Source organism: Lebetimonas sp. JS032 (assembly GCF_000523315.1).
Lineage (GTDB): Bacteria > Campylobacterota > Campylobacteria > Campylobacterales > Nautiliaceae > Lebetimonas.
This window is the reverse complement of record NZ_ATHS01000001.1, coordinates 1,228,253-1,252,574: the sequence shown is the minus strand read 5'-3', so window position 1 is coordinate 1,252,574 and position 24,322 is coordinate 1,228,253. Positions and strand designations below refer to the sequence as shown.

The 24,322-nt window shown below is 33.1% G+C and carries 26 protein-coding genes; 10 read left to right on the top strand and 16 right to left on the bottom strand.

The genetic code is table 11. From position 1 onward, the window contains the following. Positions 1–31: 31 nt before the first annotated feature. Positions 32–1,093 carry a radical SAM family heme chaperone HemW gene (gene hemW, locus DZ65_RS0107055; RefSeq protein WP_024790939.1) on the top strand — a complete coding sequence of 354 codons (1,062 nt, stop codon included), beginning with the start codon at positions 32–34 and terminating at the stop codon, positions 1,091–1,093. Between the two features lie 35 nt (positions 1,094–1,128). On the opposite strand, the gene DZ65_RS0107050 is transcribed toward hemW, so the two are convergent. From DZ65_RS0107050 to DZ65_RS0107025, 6 genes are read right to left on the bottom strand one after another with little or no spacing between them, the layout of a single operon-like run. Continuing rightward, complete coding sequence (locus DZ65_RS0107050; RefSeq protein ID WP_024787941.1) at positions 1,129–1,839, bottom strand: flagellar basal body L-ring protein FlgH; 711 nt, start codon at positions 1,837–1,839, stop codon at positions 1,129–1,131. A 20-nt stretch (positions 1,840–1,859) separates the two neighbouring features. Next, positions 1,860–2,633 (bottom strand): indole-3-glycerol phosphate synthase TrpC, encoded by a 774-nt coding sequence (trpC, locus tag DZ65_RS0107045; RefSeq protein ID WP_024791434.1) that lies wholly within the window; start codon positions 2,631–2,633, stop codon positions 1,860–1,862. Then, positions 2,572–3,843 (bottom strand): lipopolysaccharide assembly protein LapB, encoded by a 1,272-nt coding sequence (locus tag DZ65_RS0107040; protein ID WP_201767425.1) that lies wholly within the window; start codon positions 3,841–3,843, stop codon positions 2,572–2,574. Before DZ65_RS0107040 ends, trpC begins: the two co-directional genes overlap by 62 nt. A gap of 16 nt (positions 3,844–3,859) precedes the next feature. Further along, positions 3,860–4,249 (bottom strand): YkgJ family cysteine cluster protein, encoded by a 390-nt coding sequence (locus tag DZ65_RS0107035; RefSeq protein ID WP_024787938.1) that lies wholly within the window; start codon positions 4,247–4,249, stop codon positions 3,860–3,862. 15 nt (positions 4,250–4,264) lie between these two features. Further along, complete coding sequence (locus DZ65_RS0107030; protein WP_024787937.1) at positions 4,265–4,948, bottom strand: tRNA1(Val) (adenine(37)-N6)-methyltransferase; 684 nt, start codon at positions 4,946–4,948, stop codon at positions 4,265–4,267. Further along, the gene (locus tag DZ65_RS0107025) at positions 4,945–5,136 is read right to left on the bottom strand and encodes a hypothetical protein (RefSeq protein ID WP_024787936.1); all 192 of its coding nucleotides are present in this window, start codon (positions 5,134–5,136) and stop codon (positions 4,945–4,947) included. The genes DZ65_RS0107030 and DZ65_RS0107025 overlap by 4 nt, the downstream gene beginning before the upstream one ends. Before the next feature lie 43 nt (positions 5,137–5,179). Here DZ65_RS0107025 and kdsB point away from each other — a divergent pair, with 43 nt between their 5' ends. Genes kdsB through DZ65_RS0107010 form a run of 3 tightly spaced genes read left to right on the top strand, consistent with a single transcriptional unit; the run spans position 5,180 to position 7,671 of the window. Continuing rightward, the gene (gene kdsB / locus DZ65_RS0107020) at positions 5,180–5,884 is read left to right on the top strand and encodes a 3-deoxy-manno-octulosonate cytidylyltransferase (RefSeq protein WP_024787935.1); all 705 of its coding nucleotides are present in this window, start codon (positions 5,180–5,182) and stop codon (positions 5,882–5,884) included. After that, entirely contained in the window at positions 5,881–6,780 is a 900-nt protein-coding gene (gene pdxA / locus DZ65_RS0107015) for a 4-hydroxythreonine-4-phosphate dehydrogenase (protein WP_024787934.1), read from the top strand. Before kdsB ends, pdxA begins: the two co-directional genes overlap by 4 nt. A 57-nt stretch (positions 6,781–6,837) precedes the next feature. Then, positions 6,838–7,671, top strand: coding sequence for a ferritin-like domain-containing protein (locus DZ65_RS0107010; protein WP_024787933.1), 834 nt, complete (start codon positions 6,838–6,840; stop codon positions 7,669–7,671). Positions 7,672–7,696: 25 nt separating this feature from the next. Here the strand turns inward: DZ65_RS0107010 and DZ65_RS0107005 are convergent, their stop codons facing one another. From DZ65_RS0107005 to DZ65_RS0106990, 4 genes are read right to left on the bottom strand one after another with little or no spacing between them, the layout of a single operon-like run. Then, entirely contained in the window at positions 7,697–8,257 is a 561-nt protein-coding gene (locus DZ65_RS0107005) for a 2-oxoacid:acceptor oxidoreductase family protein (protein ID WP_024787932.1), read from the bottom strand. Continuing rightward, complete coding sequence (locus DZ65_RS0107000; protein ID WP_024787931.1) at positions 8,257–9,087, bottom strand: 2-oxoglutarate ferredoxin oxidoreductase subunit beta; 831 nt, start codon at positions 9,085–9,087, stop codon at positions 8,257–8,259. The genes DZ65_RS0107005 and DZ65_RS0107000 overlap by 1 nt, the downstream gene beginning before the upstream one ends. 9 nt (positions 9,088–9,096) lie before the next feature. Then, complete coding sequence (locus DZ65_RS0106995; RefSeq protein WP_024787930.1) at positions 9,097–10,233, bottom strand: 2-oxoglutarate synthase subunit alpha; 1,137 nt, start codon at positions 10,231–10,233, stop codon at positions 9,097–9,099. Next, on the bottom strand, positions 10,233–10,532 hold the full coding sequence (locus DZ65_RS0106990; RefSeq protein WP_024787929.1) for a 4Fe-4S binding protein: 300 nt from the start codon (positions 10,530–10,532) through the stop codon (positions 10,233–10,235). The genes DZ65_RS0106995 and DZ65_RS0106990 overlap by 1 nt, the downstream gene beginning before the upstream one ends. A gap of 210 nt (positions 10,533–10,742) precedes the next feature. Between DZ65_RS0106990 and DZ65_RS0106985 the strand changes: the two genes are divergently transcribed. The 6 genes from DZ65_RS0106985 to DZ65_RS0106960 are packed head-to-tail and all read left to right on the top strand — an operon-like array spanning position 10,743 to position 17,416. Continuing rightward, the gene (locus DZ65_RS0106985; RefSeq protein WP_024790936.1) at positions 10,743–12,608 is read left to right on the top strand and encodes a proton-conducting transporter membrane subunit; all 1,866 of its coding nucleotides are present in this window, start codon (positions 10,743–10,745) and stop codon (positions 12,606–12,608) included. Beyond that, entirely contained in the window at positions 12,605–13,525 is a 921-nt protein-coding gene (locus DZ65_RS0106980; protein ID WP_024790935.1) for a respiratory chain complex I subunit 1 family protein, read from the top strand. The genes DZ65_RS0106985 and DZ65_RS0106980 overlap by 4 nt, the downstream gene beginning before the upstream one ends. Position 13,526: 1 nt before the next feature. After that, positions 13,527–14,114, top strand: a complete 588-nt coding sequence (locus tag DZ65_RS0106975) for a hydrogenase (RefSeq protein ID WP_024787926.1) — start codon at positions 13,527–13,529, stop codon at positions 14,112–14,114. After that, positions 14,115–15,488 (top strand): proton-conducting transporter membrane subunit, encoded by a 1,374-nt coding sequence (locus DZ65_RS0106970; RefSeq protein ID WP_024787925.1) that lies wholly within the window; start codon positions 14,115–14,117, stop codon positions 15,486–15,488. After that, positions 15,485–16,852: an NADH-quinone oxidoreductase subunit C gene (locus tag DZ65_RS0106965; RefSeq protein WP_024787924.1), complete on the top strand. Its 1,368-nt coding sequence runs from the start codon at positions 15,485–15,487 to the stop codon at positions 16,850–16,852. Before DZ65_RS0106970 ends, DZ65_RS0106965 begins: the two co-directional genes overlap by 4 nt. Positions 16,853–16,900: 48 nt before the next feature. Continuing rightward, the gene (locus DZ65_RS0106960; protein ID WP_024790934.1) at positions 16,901–17,416 is read left to right on the top strand and encodes an NADH-quinone oxidoreductase subunit B family protein; all 516 of its coding nucleotides are present in this window, start codon (positions 16,901–16,903) and stop codon (positions 17,414–17,416) included. Positions 17,417–17,502: 86 nt separating this feature from the next. Here DZ65_RS0106960 and sucD read toward each other — a convergent pair whose 3' ends face one another. The 6 genes from sucD to DZ65_RS0106930 are packed head-to-tail and all read right to left on the bottom strand — an operon-like array spanning position 17,503 to position 24,201. Beyond that, positions 17,503–18,378: a succinate--CoA ligase subunit alpha gene (gene sucD / locus DZ65_RS0106955; RefSeq protein ID WP_024790933.1), complete on the bottom strand. Its 876-nt coding sequence runs from the start codon at positions 18,376–18,378 to the stop codon at positions 17,503–17,505. Continuing rightward, positions 18,378–19,550 (bottom strand): ADP-forming succinate--CoA ligase subunit beta, encoded by a 1,173-nt coding sequence (gene sucC, locus DZ65_RS0106950; RefSeq protein WP_024787921.1) that lies wholly within the window; start codon positions 19,548–19,550, stop codon positions 18,378–18,380. The genes sucD and sucC overlap by 1 nt, the downstream gene beginning before the upstream one ends. 31 nt (positions 19,551–19,581) lie before the next feature. Continuing rightward, positions 19,582–20,136 carry a Fe-S-containing hydro-lyase gene (locus DZ65_RS0106945; RefSeq protein WP_024787920.1) on the bottom strand — a complete coding sequence of 185 codons (555 nt, stop codon included), beginning with the start codon at positions 20,134–20,136 and terminating at the stop codon, positions 19,582–19,584. 10 nt (positions 20,137–20,146) lie between these two features. Next, positions 20,147–21,007: a fumarate hydratase gene (locus DZ65_RS0106940; protein ID WP_024787919.1), complete on the bottom strand. Its 861-nt coding sequence runs from the start codon at positions 21,005–21,007 to the stop codon at positions 20,147–20,149. Continuing rightward, positions 21,004–21,954, bottom strand: a complete 951-nt coding sequence (locus tag DZ65_RS0106935) for a malate dehydrogenase (protein ID WP_024787918.1) — start codon at positions 21,952–21,954, stop codon at positions 21,004–21,006. Before DZ65_RS0106935 ends, DZ65_RS0106940 begins: the two co-directional genes overlap by 4 nt. Positions 21,955–21,984: 30 nt before the next feature. Next, positions 21,985–24,201, bottom strand: a complete 2,217-nt coding sequence (locus tag DZ65_RS0106930) for an NADP-dependent isocitrate dehydrogenase (protein WP_024787917.1) — start codon at positions 24,199–24,201, stop codon at positions 21,985–21,987. Between the last annotated feature and the right edge of the window lie 121 nt (positions 24,202–24,322).

The window sequence follows — 24,322 nt, the reverse complement described above, 5'->3', positions numbered from 1 at the left end:
TTTTGTAAAATTATACTAAAAAAAGGCCCAAATGTTACTATATATTCACATACCTTTTTGTGACAGTAAGTGTAATTACTGCGCATTTAACTCTTATACTAATATAAATCATCTAAAAAAAGAATATTTCAATGCCATAAGAAAACAATATTTAAACGATGTAAAAACAGATACACAATTTAAAACTCTCTTTATCGGAGGCGGAACACCTTCAACGATGAAAGAGTTATTTTATGAAAAGCTGTTTAAACTCATTGAAGTGAATATAAAAAATATAAAAGAAATCACAATAGAAGCAAACCCTAATGTAACCTATGAATGGTTAAAAGAAATCAAAAATTTTGGAATAAACAGGATAAGTTTCGGGGTGCAGAGTTTTAACGAAAAAAAATTGAAATTTTTAAACAGAAACCATTCACCCCTTCAGGCTGTAAAATCTATAGAAAACGCAAAAAAAGCGGGTTTTGAAAATATAAACCTGGATTTAATTTATGCGACTGCCCAAGACAATAAAAAACTGCTTGAAAATGATTTAAACACAGCTTTTAAACTGCCTGTCACACATATCAGCGCATATTCCCTGACGATAGAAAAAGGGACTGAATGGGAAGGGGACTATTCAAAAAGAAAAGAAGATGAAGATCTTGAAATATGGTTTATAAATAAAATAAAAGAAAAATTTTTTCAGTATGAAATTTCAAATTTTGGAAACATATGCCTTCATAATTTAGGTTATTGGATGGGAAAAGAATATATAGGAATCGGAGCCGGGGCGGTGGGATTTAAAAAATGGATAATGGATAATGGAAAATGTAAAATGTTTAGATATTACACTCAAACAAATGTAAAAGAATATTTGAAAAACCCGACAAAATACTCTTACGAAAAATTAAGTGATGAAGATATAAAAAAAGAAAAAATATTCCTGGGACTCCGCTCAATTATTGGTTTTGAAGAAAATATTTTAAATAAAGAAGAAAAAGAAAGAGTGAAAATTTTAATAAATGAAAACAAACTTTATAAAGAAAAAAATAAAATTTATTCAAATGATTTTTTACTGGCTGATGCCTTAACTTCTTTTATCATTTCTTAATTTATCACTCAACATTCATAATTTAACATTAAATACTACCATGGGGCAATAGCATCCCAGATTTTAGCAAACCAGTTTTTTTCTATGTTTCTTTTTATATCACCCTGGGTAAAATATTTAATTTTGGCATCGGCTATATATTTTGAATCAATAGTATTATCCGCTGCAATATCCTGAGGTCTTATTACACCACTTAAGGCGATTACCTGTTTTTGTCCGTCTAAATAAACTTCCCTGGTGCCGTAAATAAAATAATTTCCGTTTTTTAATACTTTAATAATTCTGGCACTGATTGTTGTTTGAAAAAGTTCATTATGCTGCTGAGTTCCGCTTCCGTTAAAAGTTCTTGTAGAATTCATACTGGGCAGCCCCAGTGAAATACCGGTTTTCCCAATATGGGCGGTATGCCCGGCAACACTGACACCCCCGCTGATTCCCGCATCAAAAGTTCCGCCGTTATCTGAATTTGCTTCTGAAAGTTTTTTACTTGCCTGAGATGACTGTTTAACGGTTTCTGTAATTAATACAGTTACAATATCATTTACTTTCATGGCTTTTGTATCAGAAAACAGATTATCCCCGTTTGTAAAAAGCGAGCCTGGATTTTTAGGATAATTAACATTTTTACTCGGCATTTCTTCCACATATTTAGGAGGTTTCATGTTAATAGTAGGATCCATTGGATGCTCGGCACAACCAATAAAAAAAATTAAAAAAGTTAAATTTAAAAAATATTTTACATTCATAAAATTATTGCCTTTTTTAATTAACCAGCAAAATCTATTCCCTTTAATTTCAAAACATCTTTTTTTATATCATTTCCCCTCATAAAATGTTCACCCACCAAAAATGCGTCTACACCGTTTTTATGCAGCTTTTTTACAGTTTCAAAACTGTTTATTCCGCTTTCAGCCACGACAATTACATCTTTTGGCAAAAGCGGCATCAACTTTTCACTTAAATCCATATGCATTTCAAACGTTTTCAAATCCCTGTGGTTAAACCCGATAATATCCGCTCCCACATCAAGAGCTTTTTTTAAATCTTCTTCATCGTGAATTTCAAATAAAACCTCTAAATTAACACTTTTGGCAAAATTATATAATTCTTTAAGTTTTTCAGTATCAAGCGCTTTTGCAATGAGTAAAATAAAATCGGCACCGGCATTGTAAGCCTCTGCTATTTGGTAAATATCGATAATAAAATCTTTTCTAAGAAGCGGTATTTTAGAAAATTTACTTATTTCTCTAAGATATTCTAAACTTCCCTGAAAAAAGAAAGGCTCGGTTAAAATACTCATGGTGTCCGCAACTTCGTTATATATTTTGGCAATTTCAACCGGATTAAAATCTTCTCTTATTATTCCTTTACTGGGACTTGCTTTTTTAACCTCTGCAATAATTCTGTATGGGTTGCCCGAAGTTGATTTAAGGGCTTTTTTTACATTTTTAAAATTTCTTTTTATGTTTAACAGTTCATCAATGCTTTTTTCTTTTTTCAGATTTTTTTGAGTTTTTTGTATGATTTTTTGAAGTATCATAAAAGCACCTTTTTATAAGCTTTTTGTGTTTACTGATTTCTTTATCGTCCGTATCTATATTTTTAATAATATCCCATGCGGTTTTGCATTTTTTTAATTTATAATATCCCCAGGCAAGCGAATCTATATAAGCTGTATCGTCAGGCTTTATTTTAATAGCCTTTTTTACATATTCTATACCTTCTTTTGGATTAATATCGTATTCAATTAAAAGATAACCCAAAAAATTATTTATATAATCATTGTCAGGATAAAGTTTTGCTAAAAATTTAAGTTTCGGAATAACTTCCAAAGCAGCCTCTTTATTATTATATGCTTCGTATTCAAAAATACAGTATTTTAATAAAAAAGCCGGGTTATTTGTTTTATTAAATAACTTGTAAGCAATATTCGCAGCACCTTTATATTTATTAAAGCTTTCAAAAAGAATCAGTTTATATTCATCTCCAAGATTATATTTATCAATGAGTTTTAAAGCTTTGTTGAAATCTCCGTTATCTATATAAATTTTTAAGGCAAAAATAACATATTTTTTATCATATTTACCCATTAATGAATATATATAAGCCAAATTTTCAAAATCCTGCGTCTGGCGGTATATTTCGGCCAAACGTTCACAGACATCTGTTTCACAGCCGTATATTTTAAGATGTGTCCTGAGATATGCAAGCGCTTCATTATATTTTTTTATTTTTATTAATAAATCTGCTAACGCCAAAAGAGTATGTTTGTTATGATTAATAGCATATAATGATTTTATATAATCGGCAGCTTTATTATATTTTTTTTCTTTTATTAAAATATATGACATAAGTTCATAAAAGAGAGGCTCTTTCTTGTTAAAATACGTCAACAGCTCTTTTTTTGCCTCACTGCCTTTTTTAAGTTCAAGCAGAGAAAAAATTCTGTATTTAAATATTTCTTTATCCAAATTTTTAATATTTTCGGTTAAATTTAAAACTTTTTTATATTTTTTGGCAAAAAACAAATCTTCTATTTCTTTTTTAAAATAAACATTTTTACCTGTTTTTTTATATAAAAAGTCATATATATCGGCGGCTTGGAGGGGCTTATTGTCATTTTCCAAAACCAGAGCTTTAATTATATAATTGTCTTCTTGGTCAAATGCTTTTTTACCGATTTGGGGTTTTTTAACACTACACCCAGTAAAAATCAATAAAATTACCAACATAAATCTTAAATATTTCATTTTAATTATCCATTTTTCATTTTTCATTAAAAATAACTCCCGGGCATTCGTTTTTTAATTCTTCATAATATCTTTCATCTTTATACCTCTCCCAAAAAGGAAATGTTTTGCATTGATTTGGCCTTACAGGATAAATTTTACATCCGTTTTCAAAAAATATACATGCATATCCCTTTTTGTACGGTTTTTCTTTTATTGAATATTTATATCCAACTTTTATTAAGAATCTGTCGATAAAAATATTTTTGTCAATCCCTAAAAAATCGGCAATAGCTTCTATTTCTTTTGGATTTACCCAAATGTATCCGCTCTCGCCTATGCAGCAGTTTCCTTTGCATTTTTTGCAGGCATCGGGATTAAACTTAAAATCAAATCCGTCTTTACTTATCAATTTTTCACTTCTCACCACTCACTCTTTTCGCTATATTTTTACGCTTTTAGTATTAGCTTTTTTATATATTTCATATGCTTCATTTGAATAATTTTTACCTTCAAACCCGATTAAAGGAGGATGAACATTTATCATTGATTTAGCGTGCCTTTTGGCTCTAATCAAAACCAACGATGCGTTTTTGCCAATCCTCGGATACATAAACCTCAAATCCGTAATTTTAAGGGGTTTGGGGATTTTTGAAATTATATCATCTATTCTTTTTGCATCATAACAGAAAATAAATTCCCCTCTTTCTTTTAATAGAGCGTTTACTTTTTTGAAAAAATCTTTCATAGGTAAAAATTCCTCATATCTTGCAATTTTAATTATTTCATTTTCACTTTTCAGTGTTCCTTTATAAAAAGGAGGGTTTGAAATAATATAATCAAATTTTTTATCAAATTCAAATTTTAAAAAATCATCATTGACAATGTCAGCTTTTAAATTGTTAACTTTTAGATTTTTTACAATTAATTTACTCATTATTTTTTGTTTTTCAATAACGGTTAAATTAATTTCAGGAAAATCCCTTTTAATTAAAAGCCCTAATACTCCGCATCCCCCGCCTACTTCTAAAACATCGCCTTTTATATTAAATTTGGTAATAAAATCATACAAAAACATTGTATCAGAATTATAACAATAACCATTCTTTGGCTGATACAGTATCAATCGGTAAGCCCCAGTTCATCTAAAATAGGTTTAATATCTTCTTCATAATATTTCATTAACAAATTCGGTATCAGATTCATAGCGTCTTTATCGTGTTTCCATTCATCAATTTTTTCCAGAATTACGCTTTTTTTCTTTTCGTCTATATGTTTTGCGTTTTTTACTTTTTCTTTAATTTTATTAATCATTTTAAGCCTTTTTTTTGTAAAATTATACCTAAAAAGGAAATCAATGATTATAATTCCCGCAAGACTCTCTTCTTCAAGACTGCCAAACAAAGTTCTTCTAAGTATAAAAAACAAACCCGTTATAATATGGTGCGCCCAGAGCGCAAAAGAAGTTGATGATGTGGTCATTGCCACCGATTCAAAAGAAGTGATTGATGTTTGTAAAAAATACGGATTTGAAGCGGTGCTTACAGATAAAAACCACAAAAGCGGAAGCGACAGAATAAAAGAAGCAAGCGATATATTAAAACTCCCAGAAAATGAAATTGTTATAAATATGCAGGGAGACGAACCGTTTTTAGAACCGGTTATACTTCAAAAAGTTAAACAAAAACTGATTGATTTAAACAGAAACTTTAAAATGGTAAGCTGTTATAAAATAATAGACGAATTAAGCGCCCAAGACCCCAATTTAGTAAAAGTTGTAGTTGATAAAAATTCAGATGCCCTTTATTTTTCACGCTCAAAAATTCCATACAACAGAGACAACCGGGCACACAAATATAAAGGACATCTCGGGATTTACGGTTTCGATAAAAAAAGCCTTGACATATTTACAAAAATGCAAGGAAAATTAGAACATATTGAAAAACTAGAACAGTTAAGAGTTTTAGAAAACGGGGAAAAAATAGCAATGATTGAAGTTGAATCTAAAAGTTTCGGGATTGATACAAAAGAGGATTTGGAAAAAGCGAGGGAAATGGCATGAAAGTAGCAGTAAGTATAGGGGATTTAAACGGAATCGGGCTTGAAATTGCTCTAAAAAGCCATAATAAAATAAAAAATTGGGTAAAACCTGTATATTGTATAAATAAAACAATGCTAAGTAAAGGTGCAAAACTATTAAATTATGAAATTCCCGATGATTTTGAAACATTGGAAGTTAAAGGGGATTTTGAGATTAATCCGGGGGAAATAGACAAAAACAGCGCCGAATATTCATTTAAGAGTTTTTTAAATGCTATTGAACTTGCAAAAGAAAAAAAAGTAAACGCAATCACAACCCTTCCAATAAACAAAGAAGCCTGGGCAAAAGCCGGAATCAAATACAAAGGACATACGGAAGTTTTAAGGGATATTTTTAAAAAAGAGGCAATTATGATGCTCGGATGCGAAAAGCTGTATGTCGCTTTATTTACAGAACATATTCCCCTAAAAGAAGTGCCTTCAAAAATAAAAAAAGAAAAATTAATACAGTTCTTTATTGATTTTTACAGAAGCACCCATTTTGAAAAAATAGGCGTTTTGGCACTTAATCCTCATGCGGGAGACGGAGGTGTTTTGGGTGATGAGGAAATAAAAGAAATATTTCCGGCTATTATAGAAACAAACGAAATTTTGGAAAAAGAAATTTTTTACGGACCGCTTGTGCCGGATATTGCCTTTAAAGAAAAAAAAGGAAATTTTATTGCAATGTATCACGACCAGGGACTTGCGCCTCTTAAAGCTTTGTATTTTGATGAAAGCATAAATGTAAGTCTTAATCTACCGATATTAAGAACTTCAGTTGACCACGGAACAGCATTTGACATCGCCTATAAAGGAATAGCAGATACAAAAAGTTATGAAAATGCCATTAAATACATTATTAAACATAAAAATTGATTTATATCAATAAAAAAAATTTTTCTTTTGATACAATTAATCAAAAAAGGAGAGGTAATGATTGATTATCAAAAATTAATAAGATTTTCTCATGAAAGTTTTATTAAATTTATTTATGCAAATGTAATGGTAAAAGAAACGAATGCCAAAAAATTATTTGAAGATATAGCAATGTTTAAATACAGACATATGGTATGGGCAATGGCTGATGCAAAAAATGATGACGTAAAATTTAATATGGATTTTAATACTGAGGAAATAAGAAAAATACAAAAAAAATATGCATCCGATTTATTAGAGGAGCTTGTTAACGATTTAGAGGAAAATCTGAAATTTTATAAGGATTATAACACGCCTACAATTGAAAGACTTAAAAATGACGACAGTTACTTTTTATCTCAAATTAAAAAACTGGATTTGGAATGTATTATTACAGCATTTAATGAAAATAAAGAATTATCCGGTGTTAAACTTGATGAAAACGCAAAAGCGGCACTTGTGTTTTTCTTAATGGAAGAGACATTCAAAGAATATGAATTAATTACAATTTATTCATATTTAAAAGCATTTTCAGATAATGAGGTTGCAAATTCCGCTTTTACGGATTTGGCATATGATTCAATCTATCATTTAAGAAGATTTGCACAGCTTGCAAGTGAAATGGGTGTGCTTACCCTTCCAAGACCGATACCTCACGGAAAATATGAAAATATTGGAATTGTGGAATTTTTAAAAGAAAATATTGAAGAAGAAATGGATGCTGAAAAACAATGCCTGATTTTAGCCGAAAAAATAGGAAATGAAGAATTAAGCGAGTTTTTACTGTTTATTTCGCGTCAGGAGTTATATCATGCAGAGCTTCTTAAAAGAGCTTTGAATTCATTGAAATAAATTCAAAAGCAAAAGCTTTTGAATTTTATGAATTTTCTTTTTCTAAAGCAGCAACTGCGGCTTGGAAACCTAGTTCAAATGCTTTTTTGTTAATCTCAACCGCTTTAGGCGGAACTGTTTGAATCATAGTTTCATATACCATATCTTTGTCTATATCATTCATTTTTGTAGCAATTGCAAGAGCCACAACTGACTGGGTAATAACATTTCCGACTTTTTCTTTTGCGATATCAATAATATCTATAGCAAACATTTTCCATTTCGCTTTGTCATCATCACTCGGATAAACCAGATTCGGTTCATATACAATTATACCGCCTTCTTTAACACCTTCTTTAAACAACTGATAAGATTTATCTGCAACACTGAGCATAAAATCAATTTCACCGTCAACCGCATAAGGATAAAGAATAGGCTCATCATCTAAGATAATATCAACTTTTGTAGGGCCTCCCCTTACCTGGGAAGTATAGGTACCTACCTGAATTCCGTATTTACCGGCCCTGACATAAGCTCTTGCTAAAATTTCACCGGCAAGAAGGACACCTTGTCCTCCAACCCCTGTAAATCTTAATTGTTTTCTCATTATTTACCCCTTACTCTATCGATTAATTTATAATACTCTTCAGTGTATTCAGGTTCCTCCTGTTGATATAAAATTCCTCTTGGTTTTTTACCCTGCTGTTTTAATTCATATTTTTCTTCTTCGCTTAACTTATCCCATTTTGCTTTAGGAACTAAATTGCTTTCAATCCAGTCCATATTCTGTTTTGCTTGAGCCATTTTATTCTTTCTACCGAAATTAACATGACAGTTTGAATGGACATCTATAAAACTGAACCCTTTATGGCCAAAAGCTTTTATAAATATTCTTTCAAGTTTTTGAGCTTCGGCCACACTTTCTCTTGCTACAAAAGTCGCCCCTGCCCCTTTAGCTAATTCACAGGCATCAAAAGTCGGGTCGATATTTCCATACTGGGTAGTTACTGACCATGCTCCTTTTGGAGTTGTAGGAGAAACCTGAGAGTTTGTAAGCCCGTAAATAAAATTATCGACTAAAATAAAATTTAAATCTATATTTCTTCTGCATGCGTGAATAGTGTGGTTACCTCCAATGGCAAGTCCGTCTCCGTCACCCGCTACAACGACAACATGTTTATCAGGATTGGCAAGTTTTACTCCTGTTGCATAAGCAAGTGTTCTTCCATGGGTAGTATGAACCGTGTTTGCGTCAATATAGCTTGAGAATCTTCCGCTGCATCCGATTCCGCTTACAACACAGACATCGTTTTTATCCCATCCGAGTTTTGCCATAGCTCTTATAACAGCTTTCATAATAATACCGTCACCGCATCCCCAACACCAAAGTGTCGGCATTTTTTCCGTTCTTAAATAATAATCATAATTAAACGCCATTGTTTCTCCTTATACCATTTCTTTTATTTTTGCTTTAAATTCAGCAGGGCTAATTGGTCTTCCGTTTGCTTTAAATAAAGTATCAAATGTTTCGGCTTTTCTTCCGCTTGCTCTTTGAATTTCTTTAAAATATTGACCTTTATTCATTTCAGCCACCAATACTTTATCAAATTTTTTACATACTTCATCAATTTTTTCTTCCGGAGACGGCCAAAGTGTAATTGGTCTGAATAATCCCGCTTTAATACCCTCAGCCCTAAGTTGTCTGATTGCTTCTTTTGCCGCCAAGCTCACACTTCCATATGCAATAACTAAAATATCGGCATCATCAAGCATATATTCTTCATAACTTTCTATTTCGTCTTTATGGGCTAAAATTTTATTAAATAATCTGTCAATTAATTCCTGTGAAAGTTTTGCATCTTCTGTAGGGAATCCTGTTGGTCCGTGATGAAGCCCGGTAATATGATATCTGTATCCTTTAAAAAATGGATTTAAAATTGCAGGTTCATCTGCCGGAACATTATACGGTTCATATGTCGCAGGATCACCTTCATATACACGTCTATTGACAATATTTTTTTCAACTTCATCTTTTGGAGGAAGTACTGCTTTTCCTACCATATGCCCAAGTGTTTCATCAAGTAACACAAATACAGGCGTCATAAATCTTTCAGCTAAATTAAATGCCCTGACTGTTTCAGTGTAACACTCATCCAAACTTCCCGGACACAGTGCAATTGACTGATAATCTCCATGAGTTGGTGCCTGAGCCTGTAAAATATCCTGTTGTGCAGGTCTTGTAGGAAGCCCGGTTGAAGGTCCTCCTCTCATTACATTTGTGATAACCAAAGGAACTTCTCCCATAAACGCAAGTCCTATTTGCTCCGCTTTTAGACTTATTCCGGGGCCTGAAGTATTTGTCATAGCCTTGGTTCCGCTCATACTGGCCCCAAGCGCAACTGAAATACCTGCGATTTCATCTTCCATTTGGATAAATACGCCGCCAACTTTTGGTAACAGTCTGCTCATTTCATGGGCAATTTCACTTGAAGGTGTAATCGGATATCCTCCGAAAAACCTGCATCCCGCATCAATGGCTGCAAGTGCCGCAAGCTTATTTCCTGTTGATACTACTTCTCTCATTACGCTTCTCCTTTTAACTTCTTAACTTCATTTAATTTTTTAAATTTATATTCGTCTCTTTCCGCTACAAAAATACAAAAATCAGGACATTCAAGCTCACATTCCCTGCATCCTATACAATATTCTGGATGGGCAACTTTAACCATCTGACCTAAAATATTATGAGGGTCAACGACCATTTCAAGAACCCCGGTAGGACAAAAATCTACGCAAAGTTCACAGCTTTTGCATTTATTTTCATCTACCCACACAGGTGTGTTTTCTGGAGCTTTTAATTTAAAATTTACATTTAACGCCATTTATTCTCCTTTTATTCTTTGTGTAAATATAATAGCATATAAAAAATGATTTAACTTAATCTGTTTTTCAAAGTTAAAAAAATAATATTATATTGTTACTTTTCGAAACTATAAAAAAATTAAAAATTAATATAAATTTAATAACAAATAGAAAATATTGGTAGTATAATTTCACTGAAACTTTCCCAAATTATCTTAAAGGCGAAATAGATGTTCGAATTTAATTCTTTTTCTGTATTGTTTTTATTTTTAATTTTTTTAGGTGCGTTGCCCAATCTGTTTTACATGGCTGGATATTTAAGCCATATTGAAAGAAAATTCCATTTTTTATTGCATTATTTTACATTTATTATTTCAATGATTGGCGTAGTATTAAGTAATAATATAGTTGTATTTTTATTTTTCTGGGAACTTATGAGTCTGAGTTCATGGCAGCTGATTTTAACCGAACCGGAGGGAAAAAACTTAAAAGCCGCCAGATTTTACTTTTTTATGACACATTTCGGTTTTGTGTTTATATTACTGTTTTTCCTGCTTGTTTCGCCGCAAAATTTATTTATGCCTTTTAGCTTTTTAAAATTAAATATGGCCAATTTCAAATATCCGACTCTTCTATTTATTTTAATGTCTCTGGGCTTTTTAAGCAAAGCCGGAGCAGTGCCTCTTCATGTATGGCTTCCGTATGCCCATCCGGCAGCCCCTTCTCCCGTTTCAGCCTTAATGAGCGGAGTTATGCTAAAAGTTGCAATTTTTGCATTTTTAAAATTTTTATTTATGATTCCTTCATGGCCTATAGAATGGGGAATTATTATATTGATAATAGGGACATTGAGCGCGCTCATAGGGGTATTGTATGCTCTTAGCGAACATGATATAAAAGCTCTTCTTGCAAACCATTCGGTAGAAAATATTGGAATAATATTAATAGGTATAGGCGTAGGTATGATATTTAATACTTTAAATATGCCCATTTTAAGTGCTTTTGCTTTTATTGCTGCGATTTATCATACATTTAACCATATGAGTTTTAAATCACTTCTTTTTATGAGTGCGGGAAGCGTATTATATGAAACTCACACCAAAAATCTTGAACAATACGGCGGACTTATTAAAAATATGCCGATAACCGCTTTTAGTTTTTTACTCGCCGCCGTTTCCATATCAGCTCTTCCCCCTACAAACGGATTTTTGAGTGAATGGATGACATTTCAAAGCATGTTAAGTTCAAGCGGAATAAGCAACATTGCTTTAAAACTTGCCTTTCCATTTTCTATTTTTGCCCTTGCCCTTACCGGAGGTCTTGCAATTGCATGTTTTGTAAAAGCATTCGGTATTGCATTTTTAGGACTCTACAGAAGCGAAAACGCAAAAAACGCAAAAGAGGTAAATATTTTAATGCAAATAGGACAGATTTTAATGGGTATAGTTGTAATTTCTTTAATGCTTTTCGCCCCTTTTGTTATTAAATTTATAAATATTTCAACACCTGTTTTAAATATTTATAATAAAATCTTTCCGGATATCTGGATAATGCACAGTGTAAATTCCAATGGTGGAAGCGTATCTCCTCTGATACTGTTTTTTGCCTTAATAATCGTAACTGCAGTTATTTATTTAATATATAAATCGTTAAATATAAAAACAAGAACATATCACACCTGGGGATGCGGATACGAAGTTAATAAAACCAACCAGTATTCATCAGTAGGATTTGCCGGACCAATCAGAAAATTTTTCACATGGCTGTATAGACCAAAAGAGCATAGGGTAAAAGAAACTATTTTAGGACATAAAACTAAATTTACATATTCTTTTTATGAAGTGCATGTAAAACCTCTTTTTGAAAAAAGTTTATATGACGGAAATGTAAAATTAGCCAATATTATCAGTTACTATGTATATAAAATTTCGCATTTCGAAAAAACAAAATATGTCGCTTTAATTTTTAATCTTTTGATTTTAGTTCTTTTTTCTTACAGGGTTTTTTATCATCAGGTTTCCTGGGGCGAAATATTGCTTGAAATAACTGTTATAGCTATTTTTATCAAAATATTACTTTTAGGAGACAGAAAATGATTGATTATTTTTTGAGTATAATTTTTATAGCTTTAGTTTCCCCTTTTTTAACTGGTATGATTAAATCAATAAAAATGTTTCTTTTGTTTAAAAAGCCCCTTTCACCTTTTCAATCTTATATTGATATAACCAAACTTTTTAAAAAAGAGGTAATATATTCAAAAGAAACAAGTCTTATTTCAAAAATGGCGCCTTTTTTAATAATTTCCCCTTTGATTATTGTTTTGTTTTTACTGCCCCCTATTTATAACAAAAGTTTTTATATTTCATTTATGGACGCATTTACAATCACAGGGCTTATGAGTTTATCTACATTCTTTCTTATGCTTTTAGGACTTGACAGTGCAAGCAGTTTTGGAGGAATAGGCTCAAGCAGGGAAGCTTTTATTTCCGCCATGGTCGAACCTGCAATGATTCTTACCATTTTTGCTGTTTCTTTAATGGGGGGAAATATTTCAATTTCAAAAGCGGCTGTATCTCTTTCAAATCATTTTCCTATTATTTACAGTGCCAGCTTTATACTTTCCGCAATAAGTTTTTTTATTTTGTTGATAGCTGAAAACGGCAGAATTCCGGTTGACAATCCCGAAACCCATCTTGAGCTTACAATGGTTCACGAAGCCATGATACTTGATGCAAGCGGGGCTAATTTGGCTTTAATAGAACTCGCGGGAAGTTTGAAATTTGGAATTTTTGCCTCGCTTTTTGCAACACTTTTTATGCCTTTTGGAAGCAATTTATGCTGGTGTTTGGCTCTCGGTATTTTTATTATAAAACTTTTGTTAATTGCCGTAATGGTAGCTTTGGTTGAAGTCAACACAACAAAACTCAGGCTTTTTAAAGTACCTAATTTACTTGCAGTTGCGATAATTTTCGGATTTTTGTCTTTAACAACTTATTATATTTTAGGAGCATAAAATGACAAACGTTTTAATAGGCTTTTTTATAGCTGTTTTAATTATAGAGGCTATTACTACAAGGCTTTATACACTGTTTTTATGGTATGGTTTAAATTCTTTATTCCTGGGACTTATTGCATTAAATATAGGTTTGGAAATAAACGATAAAGCCCTTTTGATTACAGGAACTCTTACTATTTTAATTAAATCGCTTTTCATTCCTATAATAATGAAATATCTTACCCAAAAATTTTCCATTCCCAGAAAAATTTATCCAAAAATCCCTATTTATTATCAAATAATTATTATTCCGCTTCTTTTGGTTTTCACATATTATTTAATTACACCTGTTATAAATAATTTTGAAATACATAAAAATTGTATAGCAATATCAATAGCATCTCTTTTTATTGCAACACTTTTAATTATAGAACATAAAAATATCGCAGCAAAAATAATAGGATTTTTAAATGTTGAAAACGCCCTGTTTCTTTTAGGGGTTTCAGCCACCGAAGGAATGCCAATGCTTGTTGAACTTGGTATTTTTGTTGATTTATTAATGTTTATTATTATTATAAATTTACTTTTGAAATATCAAGGAGAATAAATGGAATTTATATTTTTACCGCCGATAGCAATTTTTATTTTAAGTTTTTTCAAAATAAACAGAATTGCTATGAGTCTGATAGCTTTAAGTATTATTTTCCCGGCTATTTACATTTTCAATAATCATTTTACAAACACCCTGTTTTTTGTGGATAATTTAAACGCTTTTGTAATTTTAGTTTCATCAATTGTTTCCATAGGAATAAGCATCGGAGCTATCTCACTGAAAGATAGAATAAACCTCAGTGAAGATGAATATAAAAAATTTTACAGATTTTACGGAATATTCTGGCTCGGGGTAATTATTTCAATTTTAGCAAACAATATGGGACTTTTTTGGATAGGACTTGAGTTTGCCACTCTTTCAACTGTTTATATGATAAAAATCATACCTTCAAAAGAGGCACATAATGAGGCCTGGAAATATTTAATTGTAGGTGCAATCGCTATTGCTTTAATATTATTCGGAATTATTTTGATATATGCATCCGGAAAAGCAAATTTAGGCGAAAACGCTATGAACTTTTATATTCTTGAGGCACACACCAAAAGCCTTAAACCGTTTCTTTTTGAATTAGGTTTTGCAATTGTGGCAACCGGAATGTTTATTAAAATGGGATTTTTTCCTATGAATTTATGGCTTGCGGATATTGAAAGACACTCTATTTACCCGGTAGGGGCGCTTTTTAGCGGAATACTTGAAAGTGCCATTATTTTAGGATTTTTCAGATTTTCTAAAATTGCAATGGAGGTTAATTATTCTCATTTAATCGCTTTTACATACATTTATGCCCTTTTTACTCTTTTTATAGTAAGTTTTTTAATTTACAGAAGCAAAGATTATATAAGACTGTTTTCCCTTTCCGGTATAGAACATATGACTCTAATATCAATATTTTGGGTCAGCGGTGGATATTTTGCGGCTTTACTTCATTTTGCAGCCCATGCATTTTTTAAACCGGCTCTGTTTTTAAGCGGCGCTGTAATAGAACAAAATGGAAAATTCAGATTTAAAGGCAGCTTGAATATTCCTGTTATGGGTAAAATATTAATTTCCGCATTACTGCTTGGAATTATTTCCCTGCCTCCCAGTCCAATGTTTTTCAGCGAAATTTTCGGATTTAAATCAATGATTGATTTAGCAAAAAATTCCGAGTATTTCGGATTGATGATATTTACCATTTTCCTAATTTTAGTATTTTTAAGTGTTATTTTTTACAAATTTGTTAATATATTTCAAGAAGGAGTATACAGCTATGGTAAAAAAGGGGATGTTAAAAAAAGCGAATATTTAATGCTTATATGGTTTATAATCGCTTTATCTGTTTTAATTTTACCAAACACATTTAATTACCTTGAAGGAATTGTAAAATGAGACTGATAGCAAGATTTGCCAGGGAAAATACAGAAAAATTTGAAATTATTGATATTTTTGAGGGGGAAATAAAAAAAACACAGATTGATAAAAAGAACCCGTCTATAAAAACCATTACAGACATATATCCAGCAGCAATATGGATGGAAAGAAAAATAAGAGATGAATTTGGAATAAATTTTGAAGACAGTTTTGATGAAAGATATTTAGTTAAGCATGAAAGATTTCCAAAAAATATATATCCTATGAGAAAAGATTTTACACAAAAAAATATAGAATTCAGTGAATTTAAACCGTATCAATATGAAGAGGTAAAAGGTGAAGGCGTATTTTATGTACCTGTCGGTCCTATTCACGCAGGAATTATAGAACCGGGACATTTTCAGTTTTCACAGGCAGGTGAGGATATGCTGCACATTGAAGTAAGACATTTTTATAAATACAGGGCAATTGAAAAAATGTGTGAAAACAAAACACCTCTTGAAATAAAAAAAATAGTTGAAAGAATAAGCGGTAATGAATCAATAGCTTATCAAATCTGTTTTTTTGATATTTTACACCAGGCGTCTGAAATTGAACAAAGCGAAATTTATAAAAGAAAAACGGCTATTTTATTAGAAATGGAAAGAATAATCAATCATTTAAACGATTTGGGTTTCATTCCAAACGATGCGGGTTTTTCTCCGGCTTTGGCGTTTATGAGCCAATTAACAGAAGATGCAAGAAGAGTTTTGGCAAAAGTTACAAATCACAGATTCGGATTTGGTGCAATAAATGAAGAAATGGATTATGATTTTAAACCTGTATTTGAATTTTTAGATTATTTAGAAGAAAAAATGAACTTCTTTGAAAACTGGATAATTGACATTCCTTCCCTTTGGGACAGATTTGACACCACAGGGACCTTAACTAAAGAAAAAGCCGTAAAATACGATGTTGTAGGTGTTGGGGCAAGAAGCAGCGGAATTAAACTAGACAGAAGAGATAATGAATGGTATAAAACACATGGATTTGAAATTCAGCTTGGCAAAAAAGGTGAAGTCAGTGACAGATTTTTACTTAGAATTAAAGAAATTAAAAATTCAATTGAAATAATAAGAAACTGTAAAATAAACAATGAAAATAAAAAAATAGAATTTAAATCTTTTAAAGACGGTGAATATTACTCATTTACAGAAAGCAGCATAGGCGAGCTTTTTATGTATATGTATATAAAAGACGGTTTAATAGACAGATTTTATGTAAGAGACCCTTCTCATATAAACTGGCAGGCTTTTCATACTTGTATTTATAAAGATATTATTGCAGATTTTCCACTTATTAATAAAAGTTTTGATTTAAGTTATGCGGGAAATGACCTTTAATTAAATGAATAATGTAAAATGGAAAATGGAAAATTAAGGAGAATTTGAATGTTAAGATTTTGGAAAGAAAGATTCAAAACAGGTATAGTCACAGAAAATATCGAGATTGACAAAGAATTAGAAGAACTTAGGAAAAATTTAAAAGATAAAATAAAAAAACTTTTTGCAGGAAGTCTTGCAATAAGAATGGTAGATAGTGGAAGCTGCAATGCATGCGAAGCCGAATGCAACGCCTTAAGCAATCCTTATTACGACCTTGAAAGACTTGGAATCCATTTTGTTGCAAGCCCGAGACATGCGGATGTTTTACTTGTAAGCGGCGTAATGACCATGAATATGTATCATCATGTATGGGATGCTTATCATCAGGTTCCAAATCCAAAATGGGTAATAACCCTGGGAGATTGTGCCAAAGATTTGGGGGTTTTTGAAAAAACATACGCTATAAAAGGAATTGATTTACCGGTAGATTATCATATCCCAGGATGTCCCCCAACTCCGAAAGATATTATTAAAGGATTGATTGAATTTTTAAAAAAAATAGAAACAGAATCTAAAAATTAATTTTCTTTTTCTTATTTTCAACAAATAAGATAAAAAGTGTCAAACACTAAATTATAAAATAAAAAAGAAAGAAAAGGAAAAAGTTATTATCTGTTTTTTAAAGCCTTGGCTACGGTAGCTCCGATATCTGCAGGAGATTCAACTACATAAGCTCCGGCTTCTTTAAGTGCCGCCATTTTTTCAGCAGCGGTTCCTTTACTTCCGCTAATAATTGCACCGGCGTGCCCCATTCTTTTACCTTTTGGTGCCGTTTGTCCGGCAATAAATGCAATTACAGGTTTTGTAATTTTTTCTTTAATAAGTTTTGCTGCCTGAATTTCCAAATCGCCTCCGATTTCACCAATCATTACAATAGCCTCAGTTTCAGGGTCTTCTTCAAACATCGGTAAAAGTTCTTTATAACTTAGCCCGATAATAGGGTCTCCCCCGATACCGATGGCGGTGGTAATTCCAAATCCGGCTTTTACAACCTGATTACTTGCTTCATAAGTTAGGGTACCTGATTTGGAAATAAGCCCTACATTTCCCTTTTTGAAAATGCTTGCTGGCATAATTCCTATTTTACATTCTTCCGCCGTCACAATTCCCGGGCAGTTTGGCCCTATTGTTTTCATGCCTTTTTTTAGGGCATAATGTTTAGCCATCATCATATCCTTTACAGGAGCACCTTCAGTAATAATAACAGCAAGTTCAATTCCCCCGTCAGCCGCTTCCATAACGGCATCAGCAACAAATGCAGGCGGAACAAAAATCATACTAACAGTAGCGCCTGTAGCTTTTAGGGCATCTTCAACAGTATTAAATACGGGTTTTCCTAAATGAGTCATACCGCCTTTATTTGGAGTAACCCCGCCAACTATTTTAGTCCCATATGCCATACATTGTTCTGAATGGAAAGTTCCTTCTTTTCCTGTAAAACCTTGTACTATTACTTTTGTATCTTTATTTACTAAAATACTCATTATAGCTCTCCTTTCGCTGCTTTAACCGCTTTTTGTGCTCCATCTTTCAAATCACTTGCCGGAATAATATTTTTGATATTTGCATTTTTAAGAATTTCCGCTGCTTCAGCGGCATTTGTTCCATCAAGCCTTACAACCAACGGTACATTTACTTCTACCTTTTCAGTTGCCTGAAGTATTCCGTTAGCAATTCTGTCACATCTTACAATTCCACCGAAAATATTTACAAAAATACTTTTTACATTAGGATCGCTTAAAATAATTTCAAATCCTTTTGCAACTGTATCAGGATTTGCTCCACCACCAACATCAAGGAAGTTCGCAGGCTCCCCGCCTTCGTGTTTGATAATATCCATTGTAGCCATTGCAAGTCCTGCACCGTTTACCATACATCCGACATTTCCGTCAAGTTTAATATAACTTAGACCGTATTTCTTAGCTTCAATTTCAGTCGGTTCTTCTTCGTCTAAATCTCTCATTTCAGCAATATCAGGATGTCTGTATAGTGCGTTATCGTCAAATCCCATTTTTGCGTCAAGTGCTAAAAATTTATTATCCCCTGTTTTAATAAGAGGGTTAATTTCAATCATTTCGGCATCATTATCCACATAAACATTATAAAGAGCTTTTGCAAATTTTATAAATTCTTTTTGCTCTTCTTTATTAAGGCCTAGTCCAAAAGCCAATTTTCTTGCATGAAATCCCTGAAAACCGATTGTCGGGTCAATTGATACTTTTACAATCTTTTCAGGTGTTTTGGCTGCAACTTCTTCTATTTCCATACCGCCCTCTGTTGAAGCCATCATAACCGGCATTTCAAGAGCCCTATCAAGTACCATTCCAAGGTAATATTCAGCCTTGATATCAGCACCTTCTTCAATATAAACTTTTTTTACCACTTTCCCTTCAGGCCCTGTCTGATGGGTTACAAGTGTCATTCCAATCATCTCTTCAGCCAGTTTTTCCACTTCATCAAGACTTTTTGCCAATTTCACACCACCGGCTTTTCCCCTGCCGCCTGCGTGAATCTGAGCTTTTACAACCCATAAATTTCCGCCGAGTTCCTGAGCTACTTTTTTGGCTTCAGGCCCGCTGAATGCAACTCCCCCTCTTGGGGTCGGAACACCGTATTTTTTAAATATTTCTTTTGCCTGATATTCATGAATATTCATTTATTCTCCTTTCAGTTATTTACTTTATTAATTATTTTTGCTCCCAAAGTTTTCTTCCTTCTTCATATAAATCATTTCCGTAAATATCATTTATAACAACCACAGGAAAATCTTCCACTTCTATTCTTCTTACGGCCTCAGGTCCAAGTTCAGGATAAGCGATAATTTCAGCTTTTTTAATGGCTTTTGCAATAAGTGCCGCCGCACCCCCTGTAGCGCCGAAATATACTGCTTTATATTTTTTACACGCATCTATTACATCTTTATTTCTTTTTCCTTTACCAATCATCCCCTTTAGACCATGTTCTATTAAAATAGGAGCGTAAGGGTCCATTCTATAACTTGTAGTAGGACCGGCACTTCCAATAGGTTCACCCGGTTTTGGAGGGGTAGGCCCTACGTAATAAATAACGGCACCTTTTACATCAAATGGGGGTTCTTCCCCGTTTAATATCAAATCAACAATTTTTTTGTGAGCCGCATCTCTTGCTGTATACATAGTTCCGCTTAAATAAACCAAATCGCCTGATTTTAATTTACTTACATCTTCATCCGTAAGGGGAGTAGTTAATTTATATTCAGCCATTTTTTTCTCCTTAAATAATTATATGAGCATGTCTTGATGAGTGACATTGAATATTTACAGCCACAGGAAGTGATGCAATATGACACATTCTGTTTTCATATGTTTCTATATGAACTGCAAGAACAGTTTCAGTTCCTCCCATTCCCATAGCACCGATTCCAAGTTTATTAAGTTCAACTTTAAGTTCTTTTTCAAGCTGATCTAATTCCGGGTCTGGATTTGGAGTTCCTATATTTCTAAATAACGCATGTTTACTCATTACAGCGGACATATCAAAACTTCCGCCTATTCCAACGCCTACAACAAGAGGCGGACATGGATTAGGACCTGCATCGCTTACAACTTTTTTTACAAATTCTTTTATTCCTTCTTTTCCGGCAGCAGGTGCCAAAACAGTTGCACGGCTTACATTTTCGCTTCCTCCGCCTTTTGCGGCAAATTCAATGTCGATTTTATCGCCTGGAACAATGTCAAAATAAATAATAGGAGGAAGGTTATAACCTACTGTATCTTTTAAATTTGCCCTTGTAAAACAATCACATGTACTGGCTCTTAGATACCCTTCTTCATAACCTTTTTTAGTTCCCTCATAAATAGCTTCTCTTAATGTTCCGCCGTCAACCTTTACATTTTCACCCACTTTTACAAAATAAATGGCAAGTCCGGTATCCTGACATAAAGGTTTTGTTTCATTTTTGGCAATTTCGGCATTTTCAAGTATCTGGGCAAGAACAGCCCTGCTTACTTCACTTTTTTCTTCTTCATAAGCTTTTTTTAGGGCTTCCAGCATATCAGGTGCTAAATGTGTTGTGGAATATATTATTGTATCTCTTATTGATTTGACTATTGTCTCATACTTTATTACTCTCATTTTTTCTCCTTAAAAAAATCTTTATCTAATATATTTATCATTTCTTTTACGGTATCGCTTGAACGTCTGAAAAGTTCTCTTTCACAAGGATCTAGTGTAACTTCAATTACTTTTTCTGCTCCGTTGCTTCCAAGCATTACAGGCACTCCGTTAACAACACCGTTAACGTTGTATTCACCCTCCAGAAGAACCGCACACGGAAAAATCTGTTTGGAATCTTTAAGTATTGCCTCAACCATAATAGCCGTTGATTTGCCTGGTGCAAAATAAGCACTTCCTGTTTTTAAATATCCCACTATTTCAGCTCCCGCTTTTTTTGTTCTTTCGACAACCTCATCAATTTCTTTTTGAGAAAGCAAATCACTGAGAGGGACCCCTGCAACAGTGGAATATTTTGGAAGCGGAACCATAAAATCCCCGTGTCCGCCTATTACACTTGCCCTTATCTGTCCTGCACCGTAACCTAATTTTTCATAAATAAAATAAGCCATTCTGGCACTGTCAAGTATTCCGGCCATTCCCAAAACCTGATTTCTTTTAAAATTACCGACTTTCAAGGCTGTATAAGTCATAGCGTCAAGAGGATTGGACACAACTATTATTATAGCATCCGGAGCAACACTTTTTAAATTATCGATAACATCTTTCATAATTTCCGCATTTTTTAAAAGTAAATCTTCCCGGCTCATTCCCGGCTTTCTCGGAAATCCGGCAGTTATTACAACAACTTTGCTTCCTTTTACATCTTCATAACTCTCAGCCGCCCTTACAATGGAATGGCTTCTCACAGCGCTTGCAGCCTGACTCATGTCAAGCGCCTTCCCTTTTGCCCTGTCCGTATCTCTGTCAACCAATATAACTTCATGAGCAAGCCCTTGCATTGCAAGGGAATATCCGACTATGCTTCCGACATTCCCGGCACCTACAATTGAGACTTTATTTGTCATTTTTTTCCTTTAAAAAAATCCCAAAAGGGATTATCTGAGTGCATCTATAATTTTATTAAAAGTATTACTAGGTCTCATGCAATTAGCTAATTTTTCTTCATTTGGATGATAATATCCGTCAATTTCACAAGAATTACCTTCATTTGCCGCAATTTCTGAAAGAATTTTCTCTTCATTTTTAGCCAATTCTTTCGCAACAGGTGCAAATTTTTCCTCTAAAACTTTATTACCGCAATTTGCAAGCTCTTCCGCCCAGAATTTAGCTAAATAAAAATGGCTTCCTTTGTTATCAAGCTCTCCGACTTTTCTTTTCGGTGTCCTGTCTTCGTCAAGATATCTTGCCACAGCCCTGTTTAAAGCACTCGCAATTATTGTAATTTCTTCTTTTCCGCCCTGTTTTTTGGCAAGTTTTAAACTCTCTGCCAAAGCCAAAAATTCACCAAGGCTGTCCCATCTTAAATGGCCTTCTTTAATAAACTGGTCAACATGTTTAGGAGCACTGCCCCCTGCACCTGTTTCATAAAGCCCTCCACCTGCGAGAAGCGGAACAATAGAAAGTGTTCTTGCACTCGTACCGACTTCTATAATAGGGAAAAGGTCTGTTAAATAATCTCTTAAAATATTTCCGGTTACTGAAATTGTATTTTCCCCCGCCCTGAATCTTCTTAATGTATATCTCATAGCTTTTTCAGGCGCCATTAAATAATATTCGACATCGCTTAAATCATATTTTGGTAGTTCTTCAATAACTTTTTTAATTAAATTGGCTTCGTGAGCCCTGTTGGAATCAAGCCAGAATACAATAGGATACCCGCTTTCTTTTGCCCTGTTTACAGCTAATTTTATCCAGTCTTTAACAGCATCGTCTTTTGCGCTGTATGCTCTCCAGATATCGCCTTTTTGGACTTTATGTTCCATTACTTTGTTGCCGCCTTCATCTTCTATATAAATTTTTCCGTCATCAGGCGCATAAAATGTTTTATCGTGACTTCCGTATTCTTCCGCTTTTTTCGCCATAAGACCAACATTTTGCACAGTTCCTACTTTTGTAGGATCAAACTGTCCTTTTTCAACCAAATCTTTTACAATCTCTTTATACATTCTTGCATATGTTCTATCAGGTACTGTGATAACCAAATCTTTGGTTTCACCCTCAGGCCCCCATCCCTGAAGTCCGTTTTTTATAACCGCCGGAATGGAAGCGTCGATAATTACATCGTTTGGTTTGTGTAAATTTGTAATACCCTTATCTGAATCAACCATATACAGTTCCGGATTTTTTGCATAAATTTCGTTTATTTCTTTTTTTATGCTTTCCTGTTTATCAGCCGGAAGTTTATTTAATTTTGCTTCCAAATCACTTAATCCGTTATTTGGGTTAAATCCGATTTCTTCAAGAGCTTCCCCAAATTTTTCAAAAAGTTCTTTATAATATACCCTGATTGCATCCCCGAACATAACAGGATCGCTTACTTTCATCATTGTCGCTTTCAAATGAAGTGAAAACAAAATATCTTTTTCTTTTGCCTCTTTCATAGTTTTGGCATAAAAATCTTTTAAAGAGTTTCTGTTTATAAAACTTGAACTTAAAATTTCATTTTTTTCTAACTCAAGTTCTTTTAATAATTTTTTATTCCCTTTTTTATCTTCAAAAATTATATTTACCGTTTGATTTTCAGGTGAAACAAAACTTTGCTCGTTTTGATAAAAATCATTATCATCCATATGGGCGACATAACTTTTGCAATTTTCACTCACATCCCTCATTCTGTGAGGATGATTTCTTGCATATTCTTTTACAGGTTCGGCCAGTCTTCTGTCGGAATTCCCCTGTCTTAATACCGGATTTACATTACTCCCTATACATTTAGCGTATTTGAGTTTAATTTTTTCTTCTTCGGCATCTTTAGGCTCTTCAGGATAATCAGGCAAAGGATAGCCTTGTGATTGAAGTTCTTTTACGGCATTTTTAAGCTGAACCACCGAAGCTGAAATATTAGGCAGTTTTATTACATTCGCTTCCGGTTTGTTTACAAGCTCTCCCAAATAAGCCAAATCGTTAGACTGCTTTAGGTTATCAGGTAAAATATCGGAAAACTCCGCTATTATTCTGCCAGCCAGTGATATGTCTCTGAGCTTTATATTCACATCTGCATCTTTGGTAAATGCTTCAACAATAGGTAACAGGCTAAACGTGGCAAGATACGGGGCCTCGTCAACTTTTGTCCATACAATCGTAGGTTTCATATATTCTCCTTTTTTTTATTTTAAATTTTAACCAAGTTTATACGAAAAGTAACAGTTTTTATTCAGTTTTAAAAACCATTGTAACATTAAGTAACAAACAAAGTTTAAACTGAAAAGTGAA

Coding starts and splice junctions, on each gene's coding strand:
- hemW (WP_024790939.1), top strand. CDS start 32: ATGTTACTATATATTCACATACCTTTTTGTGACAGTAAGTGTAATTAC.
- DZ65_RS0107050 (WP_024787941.1), bottom strand. CDS start 1,839: ATGAATGTAAAATATTTTTTAAATTTAACTTTTTTAATTTTTTTTATT.
- trpC (WP_024791434.1), bottom strand. CDS start 2,633: ATGATACTTCAAAAAATCATACAAAAAACTCAAAAAAATCTGAAAAAA.
- DZ65_RS0107040 (WP_201767425.1), bottom strand. CDS start 3,843: ATGAAATATTTAAGATTTATGTTGGTAATTTTATTGATTTTTACTGGG.
- DZ65_RS0107025 (WP_024787936.1), bottom strand. CDS start 5,136: ATGATTAATAAAATTAAAGAAAAAGTAAAAAACGCAAAACATATAGAC.
- kdsB (WP_024787935.1), top strand. CDS start 5,180: ATGATTATAATTCCCGCAAGACTCTCTTCTTCAAGACTGCCAAACAAA.
- pdxA (WP_024787934.1), top strand. CDS start 5,881: ATGAAAGTAGCAGTAAGTATAGGGGATTTAAACGGAATCGGGCTTGAA.
- DZ65_RS0107010 (WP_024787933.1), top strand. CDS start 6,838: ATGATTGATTATCAAAAATTAATAAGATTTTCTCATGAAAGTTTTATT.
- DZ65_RS0107005 (WP_024787932.1), bottom strand. CDS start 8,257: ATGAGAAAACAATTAAGATTTACAGGGGTTGGAGGACAAGGTGTCCTT.
- DZ65_RS0107000 (WP_024787931.1), bottom strand. CDS start 9,087: ATGGCGTTTAATTATGATTATTATTTAAGAACGGAAAAAATGCCGACA.
- DZ65_RS0106995 (WP_024787930.1), bottom strand. CDS start 10,233: ATGAGAGAAGTAGTATCAACAGGAAATAAGCTTGCGGCACTTGCAGCC.
- DZ65_RS0106990 (WP_024787929.1), bottom strand. CDS start 10,532: ATGGCGTTAAATGTAAATTTTAAATTAAAAGCTCCAGAAAACACACCT.
- DZ65_RS0106985 (WP_024790936.1), top strand. CDS start 10,743: ATGTTCGAATTTAATTCTTTTTCTGTATTGTTTTTATTTTTAATTTTT.
- DZ65_RS0106980 (WP_024790935.1), top strand. CDS start 12,605: ATGATTGATTATTTTTTGAGTATAATTTTTATAGCTTTAGTTTCCCCT.
- DZ65_RS0106975 (WP_024787926.1), top strand. CDS start 13,527: ATGACAAACGTTTTAATAGGCTTTTTTATAGCTGTTTTAATTATAGAG.
- DZ65_RS0106970 (WP_024787925.1), top strand. CDS start 14,115: ATGGAATTTATATTTTTACCGCCGATAGCAATTTTTATTTTAAGTTTT.
- DZ65_RS0106965 (WP_024787924.1), top strand. CDS start 15,485: ATGAGACTGATAGCAAGATTTGCCAGGGAAAATACAGAAAAATTTGAA.
- DZ65_RS0106960 (WP_024790934.1), top strand. CDS start 16,901: ATGTTAAGATTTTGGAAAGAAAGATTCAAAACAGGTATAGTCACAGAA.
- sucD (WP_024790933.1), bottom strand. CDS start 18,378: ATGAGTATTTTAGTAAATAAAGATACAAAAGTAATAGTACAAGGTTTT.
- sucC (WP_024787921.1), bottom strand. CDS start 19,550: ATGAATATTCATGAATATCAGGCAAAAGAAATATTTAAAAAATACGGT.
- DZ65_RS0106945 (WP_024787920.1), bottom strand. CDS start 20,136: ATGGCTGAATATAAATTAACTACTCCCCTTACGGATGAAGATGTAAGT.
- DZ65_RS0106940 (WP_024787919.1), bottom strand. CDS start 21,007: ATGAGAGTAATAAAGTATGAGACAATAGTCAAATCAATAAGAGATACA.
- DZ65_RS0106935 (WP_024787918.1), bottom strand. CDS start 21,954: ATGACAAATAAAGTCTCAATTGTAGGTGCCGGGAATGTCGGAAGCATA.
- DZ65_RS0106930 (WP_024787917.1), bottom strand. CDS start 24,201: ATGAAACCTACGATTGTATGGACAAAAGTTGACGAGGCCCCGTATCTT.